The organism is Streptomyces sp. E11-3 (assembly GCF_046540415.1).
In the GTDB taxonomy this organism is placed as follows: Bacteria; Actinomycetota; Actinomycetes; order Streptomycetales; family Streptomycetaceae; genus Streptomyces.
In genome coordinates this window covers 230,164-251,103 of the sequence record NZ_JAZGRL010000002.1, presented here as the reverse complement: position 1 = coordinate 251,103, position 20,940 = coordinate 230,164, and the positions used below count along the sequence as shown (strand labels likewise).

Annotated in this window: 17 protein-coding genes and 1 pseudogene; 8 read left to right on the top strand and 10 right to left on the bottom strand. The window is 70.8% G+C overall.

Going from position 1 to position 20,940, the window contains the following annotated elements; genetic code table 11:
- Nucleotides 1-9: 9 nt before the first annotated feature.
- Complete coding sequence (locus U9R90_RS19905; RefSeq protein ID WP_411057996.1) at nucleotides 10-1,176, top strand: thiolase domain-containing protein; 1,167 nt, start codon at nucleotides 10-12, stop codon at nucleotides 1,174-1,176.
- A gap of 142 nt (nucleotides 1,177-1,318) precedes the next feature.
- Complete coding sequence (locus U9R90_RS19900) at nucleotides 1,319-1,561, top strand: DUF397 domain-containing protein (protein WP_411057995.1); 243 nt, start codon at nucleotides 1,319-1,321, stop codon at nucleotides 1,559-1,561.
- Between the two features lie 61 nt (nucleotides 1,562-1,622).
- On the opposite strand, the gene U9R90_RS19895 is transcribed toward U9R90_RS19900, so the two are convergent.
- Nucleotides 1,623-2,330 (bottom strand): leucine-rich repeat domain-containing protein, encoded by a 708-nt coding sequence (locus U9R90_RS19895; RefSeq protein WP_411059746.1) that lies wholly within the window; start codon nucleotides 2,328-2,330, stop codon nucleotides 1,623-1,625.
- Nucleotides 2,331-2,422: 92 nt separating this feature from the next.
- On the opposite strand from U9R90_RS19895, the pseudogene U9R90_RS19890 reads away from it, so the two are divergent.
- Nucleotides 2,423-2,815, top strand: a pseudogene (locus tag U9R90_RS19890) (ABATE domain-containing protein); the annotation flags it as partial.
- Nucleotides 2,816-2,941: 126 nt separating this feature from the next.
- On the opposite strand, the gene U9R90_RS19885 reads toward U9R90_RS19890, so the two are convergent.
- Nucleotides 2,942-4,078 (bottom strand): aminoglycoside phosphotransferase family protein, encoded by a 1,137-nt coding sequence (locus tag U9R90_RS19885; protein WP_411057994.1) that lies wholly within the window; start codon nucleotides 4,076-4,078, stop codon nucleotides 2,942-2,944.
- Between the two features lie 235 nt (nucleotides 4,079-4,313).
- Here U9R90_RS19885 and U9R90_RS19880 point away from each other — a divergent pair, with 235 nt between their 5' ends.
- On the top strand, nucleotides 4,314-5,810 hold the full coding sequence (locus U9R90_RS19880) for a hypothetical protein (protein WP_411057993.1): 1,497 nt from the start codon (nucleotides 4,314-4,316) through the stop codon (nucleotides 5,808-5,810).
- A 139-nt stretch (nucleotides 5,811-5,949) separates the two neighbouring features.
- Here U9R90_RS19880 and U9R90_RS19875 read toward each other — a convergent pair whose 3' ends face one another.
- Both U9R90_RS19875 and U9R90_RS19870 read right to left on the bottom strand, forming a co-directional pair.
- Nucleotides 5,950-7,383, bottom strand: a complete 1,434-nt coding sequence (locus U9R90_RS19875) for a PP2C family protein-serine/threonine phosphatase (protein WP_411057992.1) — start codon at nucleotides 7,381-7,383, stop codon at nucleotides 5,950-5,952.
- A gap of 214 nt (nucleotides 7,384-7,597) precedes the next feature.
- Complete coding sequence (locus U9R90_RS19870) at nucleotides 7,598-9,946, bottom strand: collagenase (protein ID WP_411057991.1); 2,349 nt, start codon at nucleotides 9,944-9,946, stop codon at nucleotides 7,598-7,600.
- A 181-nt stretch (nucleotides 9,947-10,127) separates the two neighbouring features.
- Between U9R90_RS19870 and U9R90_RS19865 the strand changes: the two genes are divergently transcribed.
- The 4 genes from U9R90_RS19865 (at nucleotide 10,128) to U9R90_RS19850 (ending at nucleotide 12,955) form a co-directional block, all read left to right on the top strand.
- Nucleotides 10,128-11,504: an aminopeptidase P family protein gene (locus U9R90_RS19865; RefSeq protein WP_411057990.1), complete on the top strand. Its 1,377-nt coding sequence runs from the start codon at nucleotides 10,128-10,130 to the stop codon at nucleotides 11,502-11,504.
- 119 nt (nucleotides 11,505-11,623) lie between these two features.
- Entirely contained in the window at nucleotides 11,624-12,070 is a 447-nt protein-coding gene (locus U9R90_RS19860; protein ID WP_411057989.1) for an SRPBCC domain-containing protein, read from the top strand.
- Nucleotides 12,067-12,459: an ArsR/SmtB family transcription factor gene (locus U9R90_RS19855; protein ID WP_411057988.1), complete on the top strand. Its 393-nt coding sequence runs from the start codon at nucleotides 12,067-12,069 to the stop codon at nucleotides 12,457-12,459. The genes U9R90_RS19860 and U9R90_RS19855 overlap by 4 nt, the downstream gene beginning before the upstream one ends.
- Nucleotides 12,460-12,472: 13 nt before the next feature.
- Nucleotides 12,473-12,955, top strand: a complete 483-nt coding sequence (locus U9R90_RS19850) for a hypothetical protein (RefSeq protein ID WP_411057987.1) — start codon at nucleotides 12,473-12,475, stop codon at nucleotides 12,953-12,955.
- A 24-nt stretch (nucleotides 12,956-12,979) separates the two neighbouring features.
- Here U9R90_RS19850 and U9R90_RS19845 read toward each other — a convergent pair whose 3' ends face one another.
- The 6 genes from U9R90_RS19845 to U9R90_RS19820 all read right to left on the bottom strand — a co-directional run bounded on the left by U9R90_RS19845 (nucleotide 12,980) and on the right by U9R90_RS19820 (nucleotide 20,790).
- On the bottom strand, nucleotides 12,980-14,311 hold the full coding sequence (locus U9R90_RS19845; protein WP_411057986.1) for a radical SAM protein: 1,332 nt from the start codon (nucleotides 14,309-14,311) through the stop codon (nucleotides 12,980-12,982).
- Nucleotides 14,312-14,390: 79 nt separating this feature from the next.
- Nucleotides 14,391-15,197 (bottom strand): NAD(P)H-dependent oxidoreductase, encoded by an 807-nt coding sequence (locus U9R90_RS19840; protein ID WP_411057985.1) that lies wholly within the window; start codon nucleotides 15,195-15,197, stop codon nucleotides 14,391-14,393.
- Nucleotides 15,198-15,277: 80 nt separating this feature from the next.
- Nucleotides 15,278-16,813 carry an MFS transporter gene (locus U9R90_RS19835; protein ID WP_411057984.1) on the bottom strand — a complete coding sequence of 512 codons (1,536 nt, stop codon included), beginning with the start codon at nucleotides 16,811-16,813 and terminating at the stop codon, nucleotides 15,278-15,280.
- A 66-nt stretch (nucleotides 16,814-16,879) separates the two neighbouring features.
- A complete protein-coding gene (locus U9R90_RS19830) occupies nucleotides 16,880-17,716 on the bottom strand; it encodes a TrmH family RNA methyltransferase (RefSeq protein ID WP_411057983.1) in 837 nt (278 codons plus the stop codon).
- 164 nt (nucleotides 17,717-17,880) lie between these two features.
- A complete protein-coding gene (locus U9R90_RS19825; protein ID WP_411057982.1) occupies nucleotides 17,881-19,554 on the bottom strand; it encodes a methyltransferase domain-containing protein in 1,674 nt (557 codons plus the stop codon).
- A gap of 204 nt (nucleotides 19,555-19,758) precedes the next feature.
- Nucleotides 19,759-20,790 carry a methyltransferase gene (locus U9R90_RS19820; protein WP_411057981.1) on the bottom strand — a complete coding sequence of 344 codons (1,032 nt, stop codon included), beginning with the start codon at nucleotides 20,788-20,790 and terminating at the stop codon, nucleotides 19,759-19,761.
- Between the last annotated feature and the right edge of the window lie 150 nt (nucleotides 20,791-20,940).

The window sequence follows — 20,940 nt, the reverse complement described above, 5'->3', positions numbered from 1 at the left end:
AGACGCGCGATGACCAAGGAACCCGTCGCCGTCACCGGCATCGGACAGACCAAGCACGTCTCCGCCCGCCGTGACGTCTCCCTCGCGGGCCTGGTCCGCGAGGCCGCCCGACGAGCCTTGGACGACGCCGGGCTGACCTGGGCGGACATCGACGCCGTCGTTATCGGCAAGGCCCCCGACTTCTTCGAGGGCCTGATGATGCCGGAGCTGTACCTCGCGGACGCGCTCGGCGCCGTCGGCAAACCCATGCTGCGCGTGCATACCGCGGGCTCGGTCGGCGGCTCGACCGCGCTGGTCGCCGCCAACCTGGTGGCATCCCGCGTCCACTCCACGGTGCTCACCCTCGCCTTCGAGAAACAGTCCGAGTCCAACGCCATGTGGGGCCTGTCCCTGCCCGTCCCCTTCCAGCAGCCGCTCCTCGCGGGCGCGGGCGGCTTCTTCGCCCCGCACATCCGCGCCTACATGCGGCGTACCGGCGCCCCCGACACCATCGGCTCCCTGGTCGCGTACAAGGACCGCCGCAACGCTCTGAAGAACCCGTACGCGCATCTGCACGAGCACGACATCACCCTGGAGAAGGTGCAGGCGTCCCCGATGCTGTGGGACCCCGTCCGCTACTCGGAGACCTGCCCGTCCTCCGACGGCGCCTGCGCGATGATCCTCACCGACCGGGCGGGCGCGGCCCGTTCACCGCACCCGCCCGCCTGGATGCACGGCGGCGCGATGCGCAGCGAGCCGACCCTCTTCGCGGGCAAGGACTTCGTCTCGCCGCAGGCCGGGAAGGACTGCGCGGCCGATGTCTACCGGCAGGGCGGGATCACCGACCCGCGGCGCCAGATCGACGCCGTCGAGATGTACGTCCCGTTCTCCTGGTACGAGCCGATGTGGCTGGAGAATCTGGGCTTCGCCGCCGAGGGCGAGGGCTGGAAGCTCACCGAGTCCGGTGTCACGGAACTCGACGGCGACCTGCCCGTGAACCCCTCGGGCGGGGTGCTCTCCACCAACCCCATCGGCGCCTCCGGCATGATCCGCTTCGCCGAGGCAGCGCTCCAGGTACGCGGGCAGGCGGGCGAGCACCAGGTGGACGGCGCCCGCACCGCACTCGGGCACGCCTACGGTGGCGGCGCGCAGTTCTTCTCCATGTGGCTGGTCGGCGCCGAGCCGCCCGCGACCTGACCGACACCACCCACGAGCTGGCCGACATCACTCGCAAGCTGCCCGACAGCACCCGGGCGCGCTCCGGGGCGCGCCGGGGCCTGTCGGGCACCGGCGGCGATCGCTAGTCTGGCCACGGACGACGAACCGGGAGGAGCAGGACGTGGCCGAGAGCACCACCGCCCAGCAGCCGCCTATGGGCTGGGACAAGCCCGAGCTGGACCTCAGCAACGCGAACTGGCAGTCCAGTAGTCAGGGACACGGCGATGTGCAGATCGCCTTCGTGGAGGGCTTTATCGCGATGCGCAACGGCGGCAGTCCACAGAAACCGTCCCTGATCTTCACCCCAGCCGAGTGGCGCGCGTTCGTCCTGGGAGCGCGGGACGGCGAGTTCGACCTGACCTGACTCAGCACTGAGTACCAAGCACTCAGCACTCCGCACTCAGCGACCGTACGGACCTGGCGGCTCAGCGCAGCACCACGCACCCGCGCCGCGCCAGCTCCCGCAGCACGCCGCGTGCTGGCCGGGCCGGGTTCCAGCGCAGGTCCAGCTTCTCCAGGGCGGGCAACTCCGCGACCCAGTCGGGGAGTTCCCGGATCCGGTTGGCGCGCAGGTCGAGCCTGCGCAGCAGCGGCAGGCCGCGCAGTGCTGCGGGCACCGTCTCCAGGTGGTTCTCGCGGAGCTCGACCTCGCGCAGCTCCCGTAGCCGCGACGCGGAGGCGGGCAGCGAGGTCAGGTGGTTGCCGCGCAGCCACAGCTCGCGCAGCGCGGTCAGGTGCCCCAGGGACTCGGGCAGCGCGGAGAGCAGGTTGTGCTGCGCCCTGAGCTCCACCAGCGACGCCATGGACCCGAGTGCGGTGGGCAGTGCGGTGAGCTGGTTCTCGCCGACGTTGAGATAGCCGAGCCGGGTCAGGTGCCCCAGGGAGTCGGGGAGCGCGGTGAGGCGGTTGTCGTGGAGATACAGGAAGCCGGACAGTCCGGTGAGCGCGCCCAGCTCGTCGGGCACCTCGGTGAGCTGGTTGTGGCCGAGGTCGAGTGTGTGCAGCCGGGGCAGGGTGCCGATCCGGGCCGACAGCCGGGTCAGCGCGTTGTCGGCGAGCAGCAGCACTTCGGTGTCCCGCTGCTCCCACACCTGGTCCGGGACCTCGCGCAGCCCCTTGCGCCAGTAGTCGATACGGGTCACGGGCAGACCAGTTCCGTCATGGAACCCCCTCCGCCGGCTGATGGCCACGAGCTAATGGATGCGCGCGACGCTATCATTAGCCCATGTCGGAAGCGCAGCTCGTCATCGACCTCGCCGTCACCCTCCGCCACGACGGCCACGGCGGGGTCGCCGACGACCTCGCCGAACCCGAGGGGCTCACCGCCTGGGTGGGCGAGCGGCAGTCCGCGCTGCCCGGCACCGAGGACTTCACGGCCGACCCCGCGACCCTGACCGCCGTACGCGAACTGCGGGCCGCTGTCCGCGCCCTGTTCGCCCGTGCCGTACGACCCGGCGAGCCCAGCCCCGCCGACGCCGGACGGCTGCTGCCCGACGACGAGGCCGTCGCCCGGCTGAACGCGGCCGCCGCGCTCGCCCCCGCCGTCCCGGTCCTGAGCTGGCCCACCGGAGCCGACCCCGCCGTACGCCACGAACCCTCCGGCCGTGCCCCGGCCCCCGCCCACGCCCAGCTGACCGCCGCCATCGCCCGCGCGGCCATCGCCTTCCTCGCCGGCCCCGACCGGGCGAAGCTGCGGGCCTGCCACGGCCCNCCCCGCGGGGGGCCCCCCCCCCCCCCGTCCCCGTCAGCGAGTGCCGACCGCCGCACGCAGGGCCCTGCGGGCCAGTGCGCAGTCGTCGTGCAGCCGCCGCAACAGCAGCCGCTGCTCCTCGCCGGACGGCGCGACACCGGGAGGGGCCGGGTCCGGTGCCGCCGGGGCCGTATCGTGCATGGTGCGCTGCACGGCCATCTCGTACGTCCGGATCTCCCGGGTCAGTACGAGCATCAGGTTGACCAGGAAGGCGTCACGGGCGGTCGGACCCGCCGCCTGCGCCAGCTGACTGATCTGCCGCCGCGCCACCGGCGACTCACCCAGCACCGACCACAGGGTCGCCAGGTCATAGCCGGGCAGATACCAGCCCGCGTGCTCCCAGTCCACGAGCACCGGGCCGGCCGGTGACAGCAGGATGTTCGACAGCAGGGCGTCCCCGTGGCAGAACTGGCCCATCCCGCCGCGCCCCGAGGCGTGCGCGATGCCGTGCAGCAGCTTCTGCAGGTCGCCCAGGTCCCGGTCGGTGAGCAGGCCCAGCTCGTGGTAGCGGGAGATACGCGAGGCGTAGTCCAGCGGGGCGTCGAACATGCCGGTCGGCGGCCGCCAGGTGTTGAGGCGGCAGATCGCGCTGAGAGCGGCCCGTACATCCGCGCGCGGCGGTGCGTCGGTCGGGTGGCGCTGCAGGGCCGCGACCCGGCCCGGCATCCGCTCCACGATCAGGGTGCCGTTGTCCGGGTCGGCCGCGATCAGCCGGGGCACCCGGACCGGCGGCCGGTGCCGGACGAACGAGCGGTAGGCCGCTATTTCGTTCCGCAGCCGCTCGGTCCACACGGGGGAGTGGTCCAGTAAACACTTGGCCACCGCGGTGGTGCGGCCTGTGGTGCCGACCAGCAGCACATGGCGGCCGCTGCGTCGCAGTACCTGCACCGGTTGGAACTCCGGGCAGATCCGCTGCACCGAGGCGATGGCGGTGCGCAGTTGGGCGCCCTGAGGGCCGGACAAGTCGAGTCTCCCGCTGAGGGACGGTGTGCCGAGCCCCGGAACGCGCCGCGTCCGACCGGTACCGAGCGGGGTGGACGCCGGGCGGTTGGGGTCGAGGTACGGGCCGCTGCCCTGACGCGGGTGCAGCGGCCGGGGCGGGGCGGACACGGAGGACGATGCTGCGTACATGGGCGGTACAGATCCCTTCGTGCGCCGACAAGTTGCGTGCGCCCTCCCGGCCCGGTGGCCGCTGGAGCACCCTGGGGAATGCCGTTCGGCTACCGGGTCGGGGTGGCGCATTCCTACCTGACACCCGGGCGCGCGTGGCACACCATCTGGCGCACCCTGGCGAACCCTGGCGAATAGTCGCTCAGCAACTGACAGGGGGTTACTGTCAACACAGCCGAGAACCTGGGGGCTTGACGTGAGCAATGAACCCAACACCCGCCTACAAGATCTGTTCGGCCTGGCCGGCTGGTCCAAGGGCGAACTCGCGAGACTCGTGAACCGGCAGGCGGCGGCCATGGGCCACCCCCAGCTGGCGACCGACACCTCGCGGGTGCGGCGTTGGATCGACATGGGAGAGATCCCGCGCGATCCGGTGCCTCAGGTGTTGGCGGCGCTGTTCACCGAGCGACTCGGCCGTGTCGTGACCATCGAGGATCTCGGTCTGGTCCGGCACGGGCGCACGGGGAAACGGCAGCGCAGTGGGGAGCTCGACAACCCTGATTCCCTGCCGTGGGCGCCCGGTCGGACCGCTGCGGTCCTCACCGAATTCACGGGAATGGATCTCATGCTCAACCGACGCGGCTTGGTGGGCGCGGGTGCCGCGCTTGCCGCGGGAACCGCACTCACCAGCGCCATGCACGACTGGCTGCACTCCGATCCGGCCCTGACGGCCGACGCCCCCCGCATCGACGATCCCCTGCACGCCGACCCCGCTGGGTTCGACCGTTATGAGGCCGCCCCCATCGGGTCCCAGGAGATCGAGGAGCTGGAGCGTTCGGTCGAGGTGTTCCGCGCCTGGGACGCGTCCCGCGGTGGCGGGCTGCAACGCAAGGCAGTGGTCGGCCAACTCAACGAAGTGGGCGGCATGCTCGCCTACCGACACCCTGTCCATCTCCAGCGGCGCCTGTGGGGCGTCGCCGCCAACCTCGCCGTACTCGCCGGGTGGATGTCCCACGACGTCGGCCTCGAGCCCACGGCACAGAAGTACTTCGTCATCGCCGCACACGCCGCACGCGAGGGCGGCGACCGCCCTCGGGCCGGCGAGGCACTGTCCCGGGCCGCCCGGCAGATGGTCCACCTCGGCAAGCCCGACGACGCGCTGGACCTGATGAAGCTCGCCAAGTCCGGTTCGGGGGAACAGGTGCTGCCACGCACCCAGGCCATGCTGCACACCATCGAGGCCTGGGCACAGGCGTCGATGGGCAAGGGCCAGGCCATGCGGCGCACCCTCGGCGAGGCGGAGGACCTGTTCGTATCGGACAAGGGAGATATCCCGCCGCCCAGTTGGATGCAGATGTTCGACGAGGCCGATCTGCACGGGATGCAGGCCCTGGCCTACCGCACCCTCGCCGACCACGAGCCCGCGGCGGCGGCCACCGCCCAGCGGCATGCCAAGGAGGCCCTCGCCCTGCGGGAGCAGGGACGCCAGCGGTCGAAGATCTTCGACTACCTGTCGCTGGCGTCGGCGTGCTTCATCGCCGACGATCCGGAGCAGGCCGACCGGTACGCACGCCTGGCACTGGTGTCGATGGGGGAGACCTCCTCGCACCGCACCTGGGACCGGCTGCGCGAGATGTACCGGCTCACCGGACAGTACGCGGGCTATCCCCGGATTCAGGACCTGCGCGAGGAGATCCAACTCGCGCTGCCCAAGGCCCCGTCCCGGGGGAGGGGAGGGACGGCCAAGGCATGACCGAGACCGCCGTACCTGACGCAGGCTGTACGTGAGCACCTCACGTACAGCCTCCTGGACCTGCTAGATCACACCTACCTGCCGCATATCTCTAGATCACACCTGTCTGCTGCATATCTGCCGGCCACACCTGCGAGGCCTACGAGCCGATCCTCGCGATCAGCACACAGGCGTCGTCCTCACGCTCGGCCTCTCCGAACTCCTCGACCACCGTGCGCACACAGTCCTGCGCGGACCGGGCCTCGGCGAACCGGGGAGCGAGCGCGAGCAGTCGGCCCGCGGTGCTGCCTCCGGCACGCCCGGGCACCAGACCGTCGGTGTGCAGCAACAGCAGGTCGCCGGGCTCCAGTTGCTCAATGGCCTGGCCGTAGCTGGCCCCCGAGGTCGCCCCGAGCAGCACGCCGTCCGGCGGCGTCAGCGCGCGCCCCGTCCCGCCGCGGAACAGCAGCGGGACGGGGTGTCCCGCCTGCGCCCAGGTCAGCGTGTGGTCCTTGGGGTTGTAGCGGCAGCACACCGCGCTGCCGAGCGCGGGCTGCACCGAGGCGTCGAGGAGTTGGTTGAGCCACCCGAGCAGCGGTCCTGGCCGGGCACCTGCGACGGCCATCCCGCGCAGCGCACCGAGCAGCATCGCCATCCCGGATGTCGCGGTCACGCCGTGCCCGGTCAGATCGCCGACGCTCAACAGTGACTCGCCGTCCGGCAGTTCCAGCGCGTCGTACCAGTCGCCGCCGATGAGCGCGCTGCTGGAGGAGGGGAGGTAGTGCGCGGCCAGGTCCAGGGCGTGCGGACCGCCGTGCGGGAACCGCAGGGAGCCGCGCCACGGAGGCAGCACGGCCTCCTGCAGCTCGACCGCGAGCCGGTGCTCGGTCTGCGCGACATGCCGCTGCTGCTGCAGCGAGTCACGGCTCTCGCGCACCGCCAGTTGGCTGCGACGCAGTTCGCTGACGTCCCGCAGGACCGCCCACATCGAGGCGGTGGCACCGTCGGCGTCGAGCACGGGCTCGCCCATCATGTGCACCGTACGCACGGTGCCGTCGGGGCGTACGAGGCGGAACTCCCCGTCGATGGGTCTGCCGTCGATCAGGCAGTCCGTCACCATCGTGGTGAGTAAAGGCTGGTCTTCGGGGACGATCAGGGCGGGCAGCTCGTCCAGTGTCGGCGCCGCGCTCTCGGGGTCCCGTCCGAATATCTGGTAGAGCTCGGCCGACCAGCTGGCCTCGTCCGTGAGCAGGTTCCAGTCCGCGCTGCCCACCCGGCTGAGCAGCGATCCGCGCTGCTGCTCGCTCACGGCGGCGGGCCGGGTCCTGGCGGGGGGCTCGGCCTGGGTGTGCTGCGGGGGAAGTCCCTCGCGCAGCTGGCCGAGGTGGTCGTCCAGGTCGTCGAGCTGATGCATCGCCAGCTCGCATAGGGCGCGCTGCCACCGGACCTGCGGGTCACTGTCGTCCACCACGGCGTCCTGGCGTACGGCGTCGACGCCGCCGCGTAGCTGCCGGGTCTGCGAGATGAGCGCGTCGACCGTGCCGCGCTCCGGCGGCTGGGGTGCGGGGGGCTCCGCGAAACGGGGGGACGGCATGACGTACTCCGATACAGGCGCGGCACGACCAGCTAGGCATGGTCTGACGGAGGACCGGTTACGACTGTTGCACAGCCTGCGGAGCCCTGTAAGGGATTTGGCAACACACGATCCGGTGGTGCTTATGGCATATGACAGAGTCCTTACGGGGCAAGGTGCCCCCGCCCGGGCGGGCGGAGGCACCAGCTGCTGGTCTGCGGATCGCGTGCCGGGGTCAGTTACGCAGCGGTCCCTCGCAGCGATAGTCCGATGTCCCGCCCTGTCCGGAGGACCAGATGTCCACCGTGCCGAACGAGCAGTTCATGTCGGCGAGGTTGTTGCTGCCCTTCGCGGCTCGTTCGAGGAGGAAGTAGTCGACCGTATCGGACATGTCCTTGAAGACGGCGTCGGCGTTGCCCGCGTCGCTCAGGCGCGCGGTGATCCGCCCGGTGCAGACGAACCGCGGACGCTGCGGAGCCTTGGTGGAGCGGCAGTTGGGCCTGCTGCTGGTCGTCTCGACGAAGGAGTCACGGACCTGGGCGGCCGTGGAGTCGCGCAGCTGCGCGACGGGCGTGTACGTGGTGTCGGGGACGAACAGGTCGTCCGCGTTCGCGATCTGCTCGTCCAGGAAGGCGTCGTACGCGCGCTGCAGTCCGGCGTCCTTGCCGAGCCGGGCGCGCCAGGCGTCGAAGCCCGCCGGGTCGTCGGCCCGCAGATAGCCGTACATCTCCTGGATCAGCGAGGGGCGCTCACCCCACAGGAACTCGAAGAACGTGCCCGCGTAGGAGTAGAAGCGGAAGCCGTCCCCCTCGTAGGTGGCGTGCAGCAGCTGGTTCACGGTCATCCGCGGCCCGCCGTCCGCCGTGTCGGCGATGATGCTGTCGACCAGGGACTTGCGGACCTTGATGCCCTCGCCGCGGGTGGCGCCGTCGAAGAACTCCGCGGTGCCCTCGTCCATCGCCGTGGTCCGGTCGCCCTCGTACCAGGCGCCCTCACCGAAGAACCCGGGCACCGCCCACCGGCCGTTGAGGTAGTGCGTGTACTCGTGCCGGAACAGCTCCTCCAGCGTCAGCCGGGAGTCCTGCGGGACCCGGCGCTGGTAGGTGTAGAAGGTCGCGCCGCGCTCGATGTAGATGCCGCCGTTGTTGGTGTCCATTCCGGTCAGCAGCGGGTGGTAGTTCTCGTAGTCGGCGCGGGACGCGTACAGCACGGTGGTGAGGGTGGAGTTGGGGTCGCCCGCGAGCGGCTTCTGGGTGCCGATGACGCGGTGGAACTGCGCCTTGACCTGCTTGCTCGCGTAGTAGAGCTGGTCGACGGTGTCCCGGTCGAGCGCGGTGCGCACCTTGATGCCGCCGTTGTCGTACGTGTAGGTGTGCGGGAAGATGCGACGCTCGATGTCGTCCTTGCACACGTTGTACTGTGCGCAGGCGTCGAAGAAGCCCAGCCAGGTGGCGACCTTCGCCCAAGGGGCGCTGCCCTCGCCGAAGTTGCGGGTCGTGGTGTCCAGGAGCCCGCCGAGGCCCGCGATGATCTCGCTGCTGAGCCCGTCGATCTGGCCCATCCGGCCGTACTCGCTCAGCGCGTCGCGCACCACCCAGGCGTTGGCCGTGTCCTTGAGGTGGGTGTGGTCGGCGAAGGCCTTGAAGGCGGCGCGGTAGGAGGCGTCGGCCGCCACCGCGGCGTGGAAGGCGGTGTCCCGGTTGCCGGGGTAGATGCCCAGGTAGTTGAGCGAGAGGGCGGCGAGTGCGCTCCCGGCCCAGGACGCGTCCAGGGCGGTGTCCGGATGCGTGGCGTCCATGGTCGCCAGGACCCGTATGACCAGCGGGAGCTGGTGCTGGCGCAGCCCCGGCATGCTGCCGGTGTAGAGGGCCTCGCGGAGGGTCTCGGCGTTGGTCTTGGTGACGTCGAAGGTGCGGGCGGCCGAGCCGAACGCGTCGATGGCGCCGCGCAGGGCGGCCACGGTCCGCGGGTCGGTGAGGTCGATCTCGTCGCGCGAGAAGTCGTGGTACGCGACGGCGTGGAGGTAGGTGAACATCTCCAGCAGGTTGCTGCCGTTCTTGCCGTCGTGGGCGTCGGCGAGCTGGGAGACGCGCTGCGCGACGGCCTGGACGTGTGCCTTCGACATGACGGGGGCCAGGCGCTGGTCCCAGGTCCAGATCAGCTCGCGCAGACATCCGTCGGCGGTGACGGCCTGATCGGCGAGGAAGTCGGCGAACTGCTCGGGGGACAGGCCGGTGACGCCGTCGAGGGTGCAGGGCGCGACCGCCGCACGCTGGGCCTTGCCCGTGGCCTTCGCCTTGCCCTTCGGTGCGTCGGTGGGCGGGCCGGGCACGCGGCCGTTCGTCAGGCCGTCGGGCGCCGGTAGCCTCCAACTGCCGGGTTTCGGGGCCTTGGCCAGCCGGTCGACCTCCTCGGTGGGGTCGGGTGCCGATGGACCCCGTACCGCTGAAGCCGAAGTGGGCGCGGGCGAGGGTGGTGCGGCGGACGGGACCAGGGCCGAGGACGACGAGACGGCCGTGGCGCAGAGCGTCACCGATGCCGTCACCGTGACCAGGGATCTGAGCAGGGTTCTCGAAAGGAACACCAGAGACTCCGTGGGGGAAGTGGCGAAGGCGTCACCGGCCCTGCGGTGTGCGGTACTTGCGGGTCCAGGGCGACGCCATGTGATGCGTAACGTAGTAATGTGAAATTGCACTGACAAGGCGTCGTCCGCCCCGTTACCCATCTGTGTCCAAGGGGCGACTACGGACCAAGGAGGACCGCTCGTGCCGGAACCACGGACCACCGCACCCCGCGTCGTCAGCCATGACCTGCCCGTTTCGGGGGAGTTCGAGGCGTTCATGGCGGGCGGCTGGGCCGCGACCCCGCTGCCCGACGACATCCGGCTGCCTGTCGCGCGGCTGACCCCCGCGCGCCGCGCCCGGCTCTCCGCACGCTTCCCCGGTGAGCGACTGATCGTCCCGGCAGGGGAGTTGCGGGTCCGCTCCAACGACTGCGACCACCGCTTCAGGCCGCACAGCGCGTATGCCTGGCTCACCGGCCTGACCGGAGAGGACCAGGCCGGCCATGTACTCGTGCTGGAGCCCGACGGCCCGGTCCGGCATGAGGCCGTGCTGTACGTGAGGCCGCGCTCGCCGCGTACGGACGGCGCGTTTTATCGGGACCGGCGCTACGGCGAGTTCTGGGTCGGCCGTCGCGCCGACCTCCCCGAGGCCGAGCGGATGACCGGTATCCGCTGTGCGCACCTGGACGACCTGCCGCCCGAGGGTCGTAGCGCCTCCACCGACACCGAACTCGCCACCGCACTGAGCGAGTTGCGGATGGTGAAGGACGCCTGGGAGGTCGGTCAGCTCCAGCTCGCCGTGGACCACACCACCGCGGGGTTCGAGGATGTCGTCCGCGCGCTGCCCCGCGCCCTCGCGCACCCACGCGGTGAGCGGTGGATCGAGGGCGTCTTCGGGCTGCGCGCCCGCGCCGAGGGCAACGGCACCGGCTACGAGACCATCGCGGCATCCGGCGCCCACGCCTGCGTCCTGCACTGGATACGCAACGACGGGCCGCTGGACCCCGGTCACCTGCTGCTCCTGGACGCGGGCGTCGAGACGGACAGCCTCTACACCGCCGACATCACCCGCACCCTGCCGCTGTCCGGACGGTTCACCTCGGTCCAGCGGCAGGTGTACGAACTCGTCCTGGCGGCCCAGGAGGCCGGGATCGGCGCCCTCAAACCAGGCGCGAGCTTCCGGGACTTCCACCGCGCCGCGATGCGGGTCATCGCCGAGGGCCTCACGGAATGGGGGGTCCTGGCGAACGCGGAGGGCGACTCGCACCGGCGCTACACGCTGTGCAGCAGCGGCCACATGCTCGGCCTGGACGTTCACGACTGCGCCCAGGCGCGGGCGGACGTCTACCTCGACGGCGTCCTGGAGGAAGGCCAGGTCCTCACGGTGGAGCCGGGTCTGTATCTGCAGCCCGACGACGAGACGCTCCCGCCCGAACTGCGCGGCATCGGCGTCCGCATCGAGGACGACCTGGTGATCACCCCCGAGGGCGCCCAGCTGATGTCGGGAGCGCTGCCGCGTACGCCGGACGCCATCGAGGCGTGGATGGGGGAGCTCGCCGAGGGTGCTGTCGCCCGCTGAGAGGTCGCACCTTCAGGCGCGCCCTCAGGCGCAACCTCAGGGTTGCGCCTGAGGGGTCGACGTGCAACTCTGGAGTTGCACAGAGCGGCATTCGATGGCGGCGCTGAAGGAGTCCCCTGATGAGCGAGGACCGGATTGAACGCGAAACCCTGATCGAGGCACCCTTGGATCGGGTCTGGTCGCTGGTGGCCGAACCGGGGTTCTGGGTGGGCGACCCGGAGAGCCTGCCCGGCACCGTGGCCAGGGAAGGCGAGTCGATGGTGGCTCGGAACGCCGAGTACGGCGACTTCCCGGTGCGGGTGGAGAAGGTCCAGCCGCCGACGTATCTGGCGTACCGCTGGGCCAGTGCCTTCCCTGGACAGGAGCTGCGCGACGACAACAGCACGCTCGTGGAGTTCACGCTGACCCCGGAAGGCGACACGACACGGCTGCGCGTCGTCGAGAGCGGGTTCGCGGCGCTGGCCGGGTCCGAAGAGCTGCGCGGCAAGGCGGTGGAGGACAACAGCGGCGGCTGGCCCCAGGTGCTCGACGCGCTCAAGAAGCGCGCCGAACAACCCTCCGCGTGACGGACGAACCCCGCGACGCCGGCGACGAACCCCGCGACACCGGCGAGGCGGTCGACAGTGTCCTTGCCGCGCTGGCCGACCCGACCCGGCGTCAGCTGCTCGACCTGCTCGCCGACCAGGGCGAGGCCACCGCCACGACGCTCGCCGCACGGCTTCCCGTCTCGCGGCAGGCCGTGGTCAAGCACCTTGCTGTCCTGGACGCCGCCGGGCTGGTGTCCGGCAGCCGGGTCGGACGCGAGGTGCGGTACGCGGTACGACCCGCGCCGCTGGACGCGACGGCGCGGTGGATGGCCACGCTCGCGACCGACTGGGATCGGCGGCTGGCGCGCATCAAGTGCGTCGCGGAGGCGGCGGAGCGGGATCAGCGCGCGCAACCACCACCCGACTGAAAGGAAGTGCCTGATGGACACGACAGCACTGCGCGGCGCCTACGACAGGCTGCTCGACGCGGCGGCCGGCCCCGACCTCGGCGATGCGGGCGACGGAGGATGGAACGCCGACCAGATCCTGGCGCATCTCCTCAGCGTCGACGCCGCGATCGCGGCGGTCGCCCTGGGTGTCGTCTCGGGCTCACGCCCCACCTTCGACAACCGGATCTCGCTCGACACCTGGAACCTCGACCGCATCATCGCCGAGCACTCAGGCCGGGCGGACCTGACCGACCATGTCCGCGGCCAGGCCACCGTCCTGTGCGACATCGCCGATCAGCTCAACGAGCAAGCCGCCTCGGTCCTGGTGCCGACGTTCATCCTGTCCAACGGTGCACTCGTGCTGGACCAGCCCGTCCCGCTCGCCGGGCTCATCGACGGCCTCGCCGACGACCACGTACCGGTGCACACGCAGCAGCTCCTCGACCTGCGCGTCACCGCACCCGCGCGCATCTGAAGGCGGACGCGGGCGTCGTCGCCGTCAGTCCTCCTGCGCCGGAAGGCTGTCCATGAACGAGCTGACCGAGAACACGGCCCGCCCCGGCCCCGCGGGCCCGTACCCCGGCGGCGACGTCAGCCCGTACTCGTCCAGCGTCGCGCGGTAGGTCTCCAGCAGCCGGATGTGGTACTCCAGCGGCGCGCCCTGTGGATTGGCCTTGCCCAGCGGGGTCGTGGGCTCTGGGCACCAGGTGGTGAACCGGGGCACCACGCCGTGGGACATGAAGTACCGCAGCCCCTCGGCGGTCGAGTCGATCGCCTCCTTCACCGTCGTGAAGCCGAACGGCTCGGCCATCTCCACGCCCGCCACGAAGTTGGGGATCACATTGCGTGCGCCGAAGACCTCGGTGGAGTCCAGGATCCGCCGGTGCCACTCGTCCCGGCCGACATAGCGCTCCTTGCCGGGGCAGTACAGCTCGAACAGACGGCGGTCCCACACCTCGAAGTTGGGGTGGTAGATCTTGATGCCGTAGTCGTGGAAGCGCTGGACGTCGTCCCGAGGGAGTGCCTGGGCGACGACCTTGCCGGTCCAGCGGCCGGGGAAGGTCTCCTCGATGGCCTTGGCGTAACTGCCGTAGAAGTCCGCCTCGTCGCGGCCGCCGACGTGCGAGGTGATGGAGCCGCCGGTGAGCGTGTAGGCCTGCGACACGCCCTCGGTGTCGTACCGGTTGATGATGTCCAGCGCCTCCAGAACCTCGTCGGAGGGCTTCACGCCGGTGTACGGACGCCCCGCCGCCTTGTGCTGGCGCCAGTTGTGGTTGATGTCGCAGTACTGGCACTCCTCCTTGGCGCCGAAGTACTGGCACACCCGGAACACCGTCAGATAGACGAGGTAGCCCCACTGGATCGTCGGCGCGACCTCCATCACCGACTTGCCGTTGGACAGCTTGTGGCGGTAGTACTCCGGCATCGGCGGCAGCCCCACGTCCGCGATGCGCGCGCCGTCCAGGTACAGCCCCAGCGCCCCGTCCTCCGCGGCCCGCACCCGGTACGGCGACTCCGGATTCACGCGTACGGACACGACCGTGCGGCGCAGGTCGTACGGGCCCCCGGTGAGGACGATCTCCTCGGGCGGCCGGTTCAGCGCCGCGGCGCCCAGCTCCGGCAGGGTGCGGTGGTCAAAGGAGAAGATGAAGTACGACTTGGGCTTGATATCGCCCTCGCCGGACGCGCCTTCCGTGGTGCCGCTGAGCGCCGACTCGTCGAAGGCCATGCCGCCGCGCAGCAGGTCCTCCTTGATCACGGCCTCGCGGGGCACGTGAGCGAAGCGCTCCATCAGCTCTTCGACCAGCGCGGTACGGCTCCGGCTCTCCATGTGCTGCTCCATCCGTAGCTTGGCAGGCACCCTTACGGCATTGCATCACAGCCGCCGGACCGCGCTGACCGCGCCCCTGTCACGCCACCACGGTGTACGGGCGTACCGGCCTGCTCGGGTCGTCCGCGCGCTGGGCCGCGATGCCGCTGCGGCCCGGCGCGACCTCGGGCCGCAGCACCAGGTTCTCGTCGTAGTCGCCGCCGTTCTCGTGCCGGTACGGCAGGGGAGCGGTGCTCCGCAGCGTGCGCAGCCGCTCGCGCAGCGCCTCGGTGGTGCGCGGATAGTCCGCGTCGGTGAGCCGGTCCGCGCCGTACACCGCGAACGGCGGCAGGGCCGCCATGCCCGTGTACCAGGACACGCCGTGCAGCACCGGGAAGAGCACCTCGTCCAGCTGCCCGTGAATGCCGCGCGGCCCGAAGCTGGACTCCCGTGCGCCGACCGAGGTGACGATGAGCGCGCGCTTGCCCGCCAGACCCCCGTCCCCGTAACGCGGGGTGCGTCCTTCGGCGTCCTTGAGGCCGAAGGCGAAGCCCTGGACCAGGACCCGGTCGAACCAGCCCTTGAGGATCGCGGGCGGCCCGAACCACCACAGCGGGAACTGCAGGACCAGCACATCGGCCCAGGCGATCTTCGCCTGCTCGGCCAGGATGTCCTGGCTCAACTGCCCGCCGCGGAAGGCGCGTTCCTGCTCGGAGCCCACCAGCAGCCGCTCTGGGTCGGCGCCGTGCACGTCGTCGGCGTCCAGTACGGCCTTGAAGTTCATCGCGTACAGGTCGGACACCTGGTGCTCGTGCCCCAGCTCCTCGAGCGTGCTCAGGCCCTCGGTGAGCAGTGAGCCGTTGAGGGAGTTCCGGTCGGGGTGCGCGAAGATCCAAAGAATTCTCATGCCCTCGATCCTGCGCGGCCGGGCCCGGGGCAACCAGTGGCCAGATAGACGCGAAACGAAAGCATCTGGCCAGGCGTTCGCTACCGGGGTGGCGAAGGCGGCTCCGGGGGCGGAGGCTCGGGCTGCTCCAGGGGCTCGGGCTGCTCCAGCGGAGGGGCCGCCGCCGCGCAGTTCGTATGGCACTGCGGTTGGGGCTTCTCGGCCGCGGGTATGCGTACGGTCGCCCAGGCGATCACCGCACCCAGCACCAGCACCCCCGCACACAGCGGCATCGCGCGCCGGAAGGCCGTACCGAACGCGTCGGCCGAGCGGTACGCGTCCGGGCCCATGCCGACCAGCAGCGGCAGCGCGGCCACCGCGATCAGACCGGCCGCGCGGGCGGCCGCGTTGTTGATGCCGCTGGCCAGACCCGCCCGCGCGGTCTCCACGGAGGCCAGCACGGTCGCGGTCAGCGGCGCGACCAGCGTCACCATGCCCAACCCGAGCACCAGCACCGCGGGCAGCACACCGGACAGATACGAGGCGCCCTCGCCCACCCGCAGCATCAGCAGCATTCCGGCCGCGCACAGCAGCGGCCCCACCGTGAGGGGGATACGGGGGCCGATGCGCTGCCCCAGCTCCCCGGAGCGCGCGGACAGCAGCAGCATCAGCACCGTGATCGGCAGCAGCGCGGTACCGGCGCCGAGCGCCGAGTAGCCCACGACGACCTGGAGCTGGAGCGCGGAGAGGAAGAAGAAGCCGCCGAAGGCCCCGTAGACGCAGAGCGTCACCACATTCACGGAGGTGAACTGCCGCGAGGCGAACACCGACGGCGGCACCATCGGTTCCGGCCGCCGCCGCTCCACGTACCCGAACAGCACCCCGGCCCCGACCCCCGCGAGGCCGGACGCGACCACCGTGGCGGAGGCACCCTGGTCGGGGGCGGCGATCAGTGCGTAGGTCACAAGGCCGAGCGACAGCGCGCCGAGCACCGCGCCCAGCACGTCGAACCGGCCGTGCGCCCGTGGGTCCCTGGACTCCGGTACGTGCTTGAGGGCCACCGGCACACAGACCGCCGCCAGCGGCACATTGAGCAGGAACACCCAGCGCCAGCCAGGACCGTCGACCAGCCACCCGCCGAGGAACGGGCCGATCGCCGCACCCACCCCGCCGAGCCCCGACCACACGCCGACCGCCCTGGCCCGGTCGTCGGGGTGGAAGGACGCCTGGATCAGGGCGAGCGAACCGGGCGTCAGCAGCGCGCCGCCGACCCCCTGCAAAGCGCGCGCCGCGATCAGCACCCCGGCGTTCGGGGCGAGCCCGCACAGCAGCGAGGCCCCGGCGAACCACAGCACCCCGACCAGGAAGACCCGGCGGCGCCCGAACCGGTCACCGAGCGCACCGCCGAGCAGGATCAGCCCCGCCAGGGCCAGCATGTACGCGTTGACCGTCCACTGCAGGGCCGCCAGGTCCGCGTCGAGATCCGCGCCGATCCGGCGCAGCGCCACATTGACGACCGTGGAGTCCAGTAGCGCCATGCTGGAGCCGAGCACGGTCGTCAGCAGGACCCAGCGACCGGCCGGGGACGTGGTCCGCAACGTGCCGGGAGCGGCCGGTGGGGGAGCGGTGGTGCCCATACGGGGATCATCCTCGCGGTCCCCGCACGCGGCCAGTGGGGCGCCGAGCGGCCTCGGGGAGACTGCTCAGGCCTGGTGGGCCCGGCCCGCCGCCCGGCGCTGGCGGGCGGCCTCGTAGAGCACCACGGTCGCGGCGTTGGCCGCGTTGAGGGAGCTGGCGGTGCCGGTCATCGGGATGCTGACCGTGTGGTCGCACAGGTCGCGCCAGGCGGTGCTGAGCCCGGAGGTCTCGTTTCCGATCAGGAGCAGCACGGGCCCGGTCAGGTCGAAGTCCGAGACGTCGGCCTCGCCGTGCTCGTCCGTTCCCACCAGCGTCACCCCACGCCCCTGGGCCCGCTCCTTCGCCAGCCACTCGACGACCTCGTGGTGCGACCGGGTGCGGACGGTCGGCAGCGCGAACAGTGACCCGGTGGTGGCGCGGACCGTCTTGGGGTCGTACACATCGGCCGCGTGCCCGGTGACGATCAGACCGTCGGCGCCGAAGGAGTCGGCCGAGCGGATCAGGGTGCCGATGTTCCCGGGGCTGGTGGGGCGGTCGAAGAGGACACCCAGAAACGCCGGATGGACGCTGATCCGGGACAGCTCGTCCGGTGGCATCCCGACGACGGCGAGCACCTCGGGCGCGCCGTCGGTCTTCTCGCTCAGCTCGGCCAGCAGCGCCGGTGCCATGGCGACCCGGTCGGCGCTGGTGGCGCGCAGCAGGTCCTCGGCCCAGCGGGACAGCGGGCGGTCCGCGTCGTAGAGCAGGGCGTGGATCGGCCAGCCGTGCTCGGCCGCGAGCGTGATCGGCCGTACGCCCTGGACCAGGAATTCCTGGGCCCGCTGCCGCTTGTTGCGGTTGCCGAGCAGGGCCTGCCACTGCTGGAAGCGGGCATTGCGGGTCGTGATCCGCTGAAGCGCCACCCGTCCTCCAAGCCGAATCGCGAACTGTCCGATGCCACGGCCGGCACCCGGAAGGCCCGGCCGACCTGCAGGTTACCGCCTCCACGGCAGAGCACTGACCCGGCGTCGCGCTGATCCGGCGTCGCGCGCCGGGGGCGGGTTCCGCCCGCCCCCGGGATGGATGGTTACGGCTGCTCGGCCTCGGGCTGCGCCGCGGTCCACGTGTAGTGGAACGTGCCCCAGGTGAGGTGGCCGTGGTTGCCGCCGTCGACCCAGTGGCCGAGGCCCTTCTTCATCTGGGCCAGGTAGTCGTGGCTGACCTGCCTGGCGAGCCCGTCGGCCTCCTGCCGCTCGGTCTCCTCAAGCACCCGCGTGTAGTGGGCGACCAGCTGCTCGCGGTGCTCCTCGAAGCCGTCCCCAACGGCGGTGAACCCGAGCTCGGCCAGCTCGCCGGTGTAGAAGCCGGGCGAGCCCATGGTGTCGAGGTGGATGCGGTCCAGGATGGGCTGCAGCACCCCGCTGGGGCAGTCGTCGGCCGCCATCGGGTCGGTGAAGATCAGCTGGCCGCCGGGACGCAGCACCCGGGCGACCTCCTTGAGGACCTTGGGGCGGTCGCCGCTGTGCAGGAAGGCGTCCTGCGACCAGACGACGTCGACCTGCCCGTCCGGGTAGGGGATGTCCTCGAACGAGCCGTCCACGACCTCGATCCGGTCGGTCAGTCCGCGGGCCGCGTTGAGCTCCCGGTGGCGCTGGTTCTCCACCTCGCTGAGATTGAGCGCCAGGACCCGGCAGCCGTAGGTCTCGGCGAGGTAGCGCGCCGAACCGCCGTACCCGGAGCCGAGGTCGAGGACCACCGAGTCCTCGGTGAGCCCCAGCTTGGCGGCCATGTGCTCAACGGTACGGCGGCTCGCGTCGGCGATGGGCTCGGCCGGGTGCTCGTACAGGCCGATGTGGATGTCCTCGCCACCCCAGACGGCGGCGTAGAAGCTGTCGGCGTCGGCGGAGTTGTAGTAGCTGCGGGCGGTGCTGGTCGCGCCCGAGTACGGTCCCGACGCGTCGTCGCTCGGCAGGTACTCCTTCTCCGCGACATGGACGAAGAAGTCGGGCTGCTCGCCGCGGTAGGTGTGCTGGAAGTCCCCGTAGGTCTGGATGCGCTGGAAGCCCACGTCGGACATCAGTCTGCGGGTGTAGTCCTTCCGCAGTGGGAACATGTTGAGGTGGTACACCGACTTGTCGGCGAAGCTGTACCGCATCCGGCACAGCCCCTCGTCCACGTACTCCGGCTCCACGGTGACGTCCTCACCGCAGTAGTAGTACGTGTGCTTGCTGGTGTACCCGTCGTCGAGGATCGCGTCGTAGTTGCGCTGGTCCAGGACGAGGATGCCGTCGTGCTTGAGCATCGCGTAGAACTCGGCGAGCGCCTTGCGCCGGTCGCGCTCGGAGAACAGGTGCGTGAACGAGTTGCCGAGGCAGACGATCGCGTCGTACTCGCCGTGCACGTCCCGGTTGAGGTAGCGCCAGTCCGCCTGGACGACGCGCAGGATGTGGTCGCCCTTCTTCATACCGTTCTTGAAGGCCATCGCGAGCATGTCCGCACTGCCGTCGGCGCTGACGGTCTCGAATCCGGCGGACAGCAGCCGTACCGAGTGGAACCCGGTTCCGGTCGCGACGTCGAGGACGCTTTTCACCCCCCACTTGCGCAGCAGGTCGATGAAGAAGTTTCCCTCGCTCTCTGCCCTCTTCTCCCAGTCGATCAGTGAATCCCATTTCTCCACGAAGCTGGGTACATACTCCTCGGTGTAGTGGCCGGTTTCCCGTACGTCGACGGGGTTGTCTCCGAATTCCTGGGCCGGCTGCACGGTGATGAAGAACCCTTCAGTCGTGACGGATCGTGCCCTTGCCGCGGCAGCCCGGGGCGGCGTGGCCCCGGGCCTCGGGAGCCGCGAGGTCTGTGCGCATCGCTATCCAGACTGGGGGCTCGTATGCCTCCACAGGTTGTATACAACGCTGTACGCAGCGACAACAGCCGCTCTGGCCAGGCCCTTTGCCGTCTGAAGAATCTTCTATCTGGTGGCGGTGATCAGCGGGGACGGGGCGAGGATGTCGTGCGTGGTGACGGTGTGGAAGCCGGCCTCGGTGAGCCAGGCCTCGTATTCGCGCTGGGTGTAGGTGTCGCCGTCCTGGGTGAAAAGCAGCAGGTCGGTGGCGGCGAAGGTGAGCGGGATGTGCGGTCCGGTGCGGGAGTTGTCGGGGATCATGTCGGCGATGAGGAGGGTGCCGCCTGGGCGGAGCGCCGCGTACGCCTTCCTGATGAGTTCGGGCCCCCAGTGGGGTCCTTCGGTGTGCACGATGTAGCCGAGCGTGACCAGGTCGTATCCGGTGCCGAATTCGGTCGTGCGAATGTTTCCGCCGATGTGCCGATAGCGCTCGGCGACGCCGTATCGCTCGGTGAAGGAGCGGGTGACGTCCGTGACTTCGGGATGGTCGATGGTGGTCACCCGGGCCTGCGGCAGGTCGAGGGCGAAGGCGATCGACCAGGCACCGCTGCCCGCCGCCACGTCGAGGATGCGGTGGATACCGGCGCGGGTGTCCTCGGGCAGGGCGGCGACCGCGGCGCGTGCCGCGGCGAAGCTGAGCGGGAACCAGGCGGAGACCAGCGCGGGGAACTGCTCACGCCCGGTGGCCTCCTCCTCCCAGCGCGCCGTCGGCTCTCCGGTGCGTACGACCTCGGTCAGGTGGGGCCACTGCTGCCACAGGGCACGCGTCTCATGGCACATGTCGCCGAGGTAGCCGGGGGAGTCCCGGACCAGGTAGCGGCGGGACGCGAGGGTGAGCTCGTATCCGCCGTCCCGCTTCTCCAGATAGCCGAGCGCGGTGAGCGCGTCCAGGACGTGCCGGGTGCCGCGCGGTGCCGTACCGGCCGCGGCGGCGGTCTGCTCGGCGGTACGGGCCCCGGCCGCGAGGTGCGAGAACAGGTCCAACTCGACGGCGGTCAACAGGACTTGGGTGGCGCGCGGGGCCCACAGGTCGTCGATGATCTGCTCGGGGGTGACGAAGGACCCCGGCTCGGAGGGCGTCGTGGGCTCGGTGGGCACGGCGGTGGTCCTCTTCTGTCGGGTGGTGAGACTGGTGTTCGGGCCACGAAACAAGGTCCGTATGATACGGGCCGGTCTCCTTTGCCCTTGGGGAAAGGCGCTGGTGACGTCGTGTCAGGGCGGGCATCGGGAGCGGTGGGAGCTGCTGGA

Bases quoted from the DNA above. Each gene is read 5' to 3' on its own strand.
- U9R90_RS19905 (WP_411057996.1), top strand. From the start codon at position 10: ATGACCAAGGAACCCGTCGCCGTCACCGGCATCGGACAGACCAAGCAC.
- U9R90_RS19885 (WP_411057994.1), bottom strand. From the start codon at position 4,078: ATGTACGCAGCATCGTCCTCCGTGTCCGCCCCGCCCCGGCCGCTGCAC.
- U9R90_RS19875 (WP_411057992.1), bottom strand. From the start codon at position 7,383: ATGCCGTCCCCCCGTTTCGCGGAGCCCCCCGCACCCCAGCCGCCGGAG.
- U9R90_RS19860 (WP_411057989.1), top strand. From the start codon at position 11,624: ATGAGCGAGGACCGGATTGAACGCGAAACCCTGATCGAGGCACCCTTG.
- U9R90_RS19850 (WP_411057987.1), top strand. From the start codon at position 12,473: ATGGACACGACAGCACTGCGCGGCGCCTACGACAGGCTGCTCGACGCG.
- U9R90_RS19845 (WP_411057986.1), bottom strand. From the start codon at position 14,311: ATGGAGAGCCGGAGCCGTACCGCGCTGGTCGAAGAGCTGATGGAGCGC.
- U9R90_RS19840 (WP_411057985.1), bottom strand. From the start codon at position 15,197: ATGAGAATTCTTTGGATCTTCGCGCACCCCGACCGGAACTCCCTCAAC.
- U9R90_RS19835 (WP_411057984.1), bottom strand. From the start codon at position 16,813: ATGGGCACCACCGCTCCCCCACCGGCCGCTCCCGGCACGTTGCGGACC.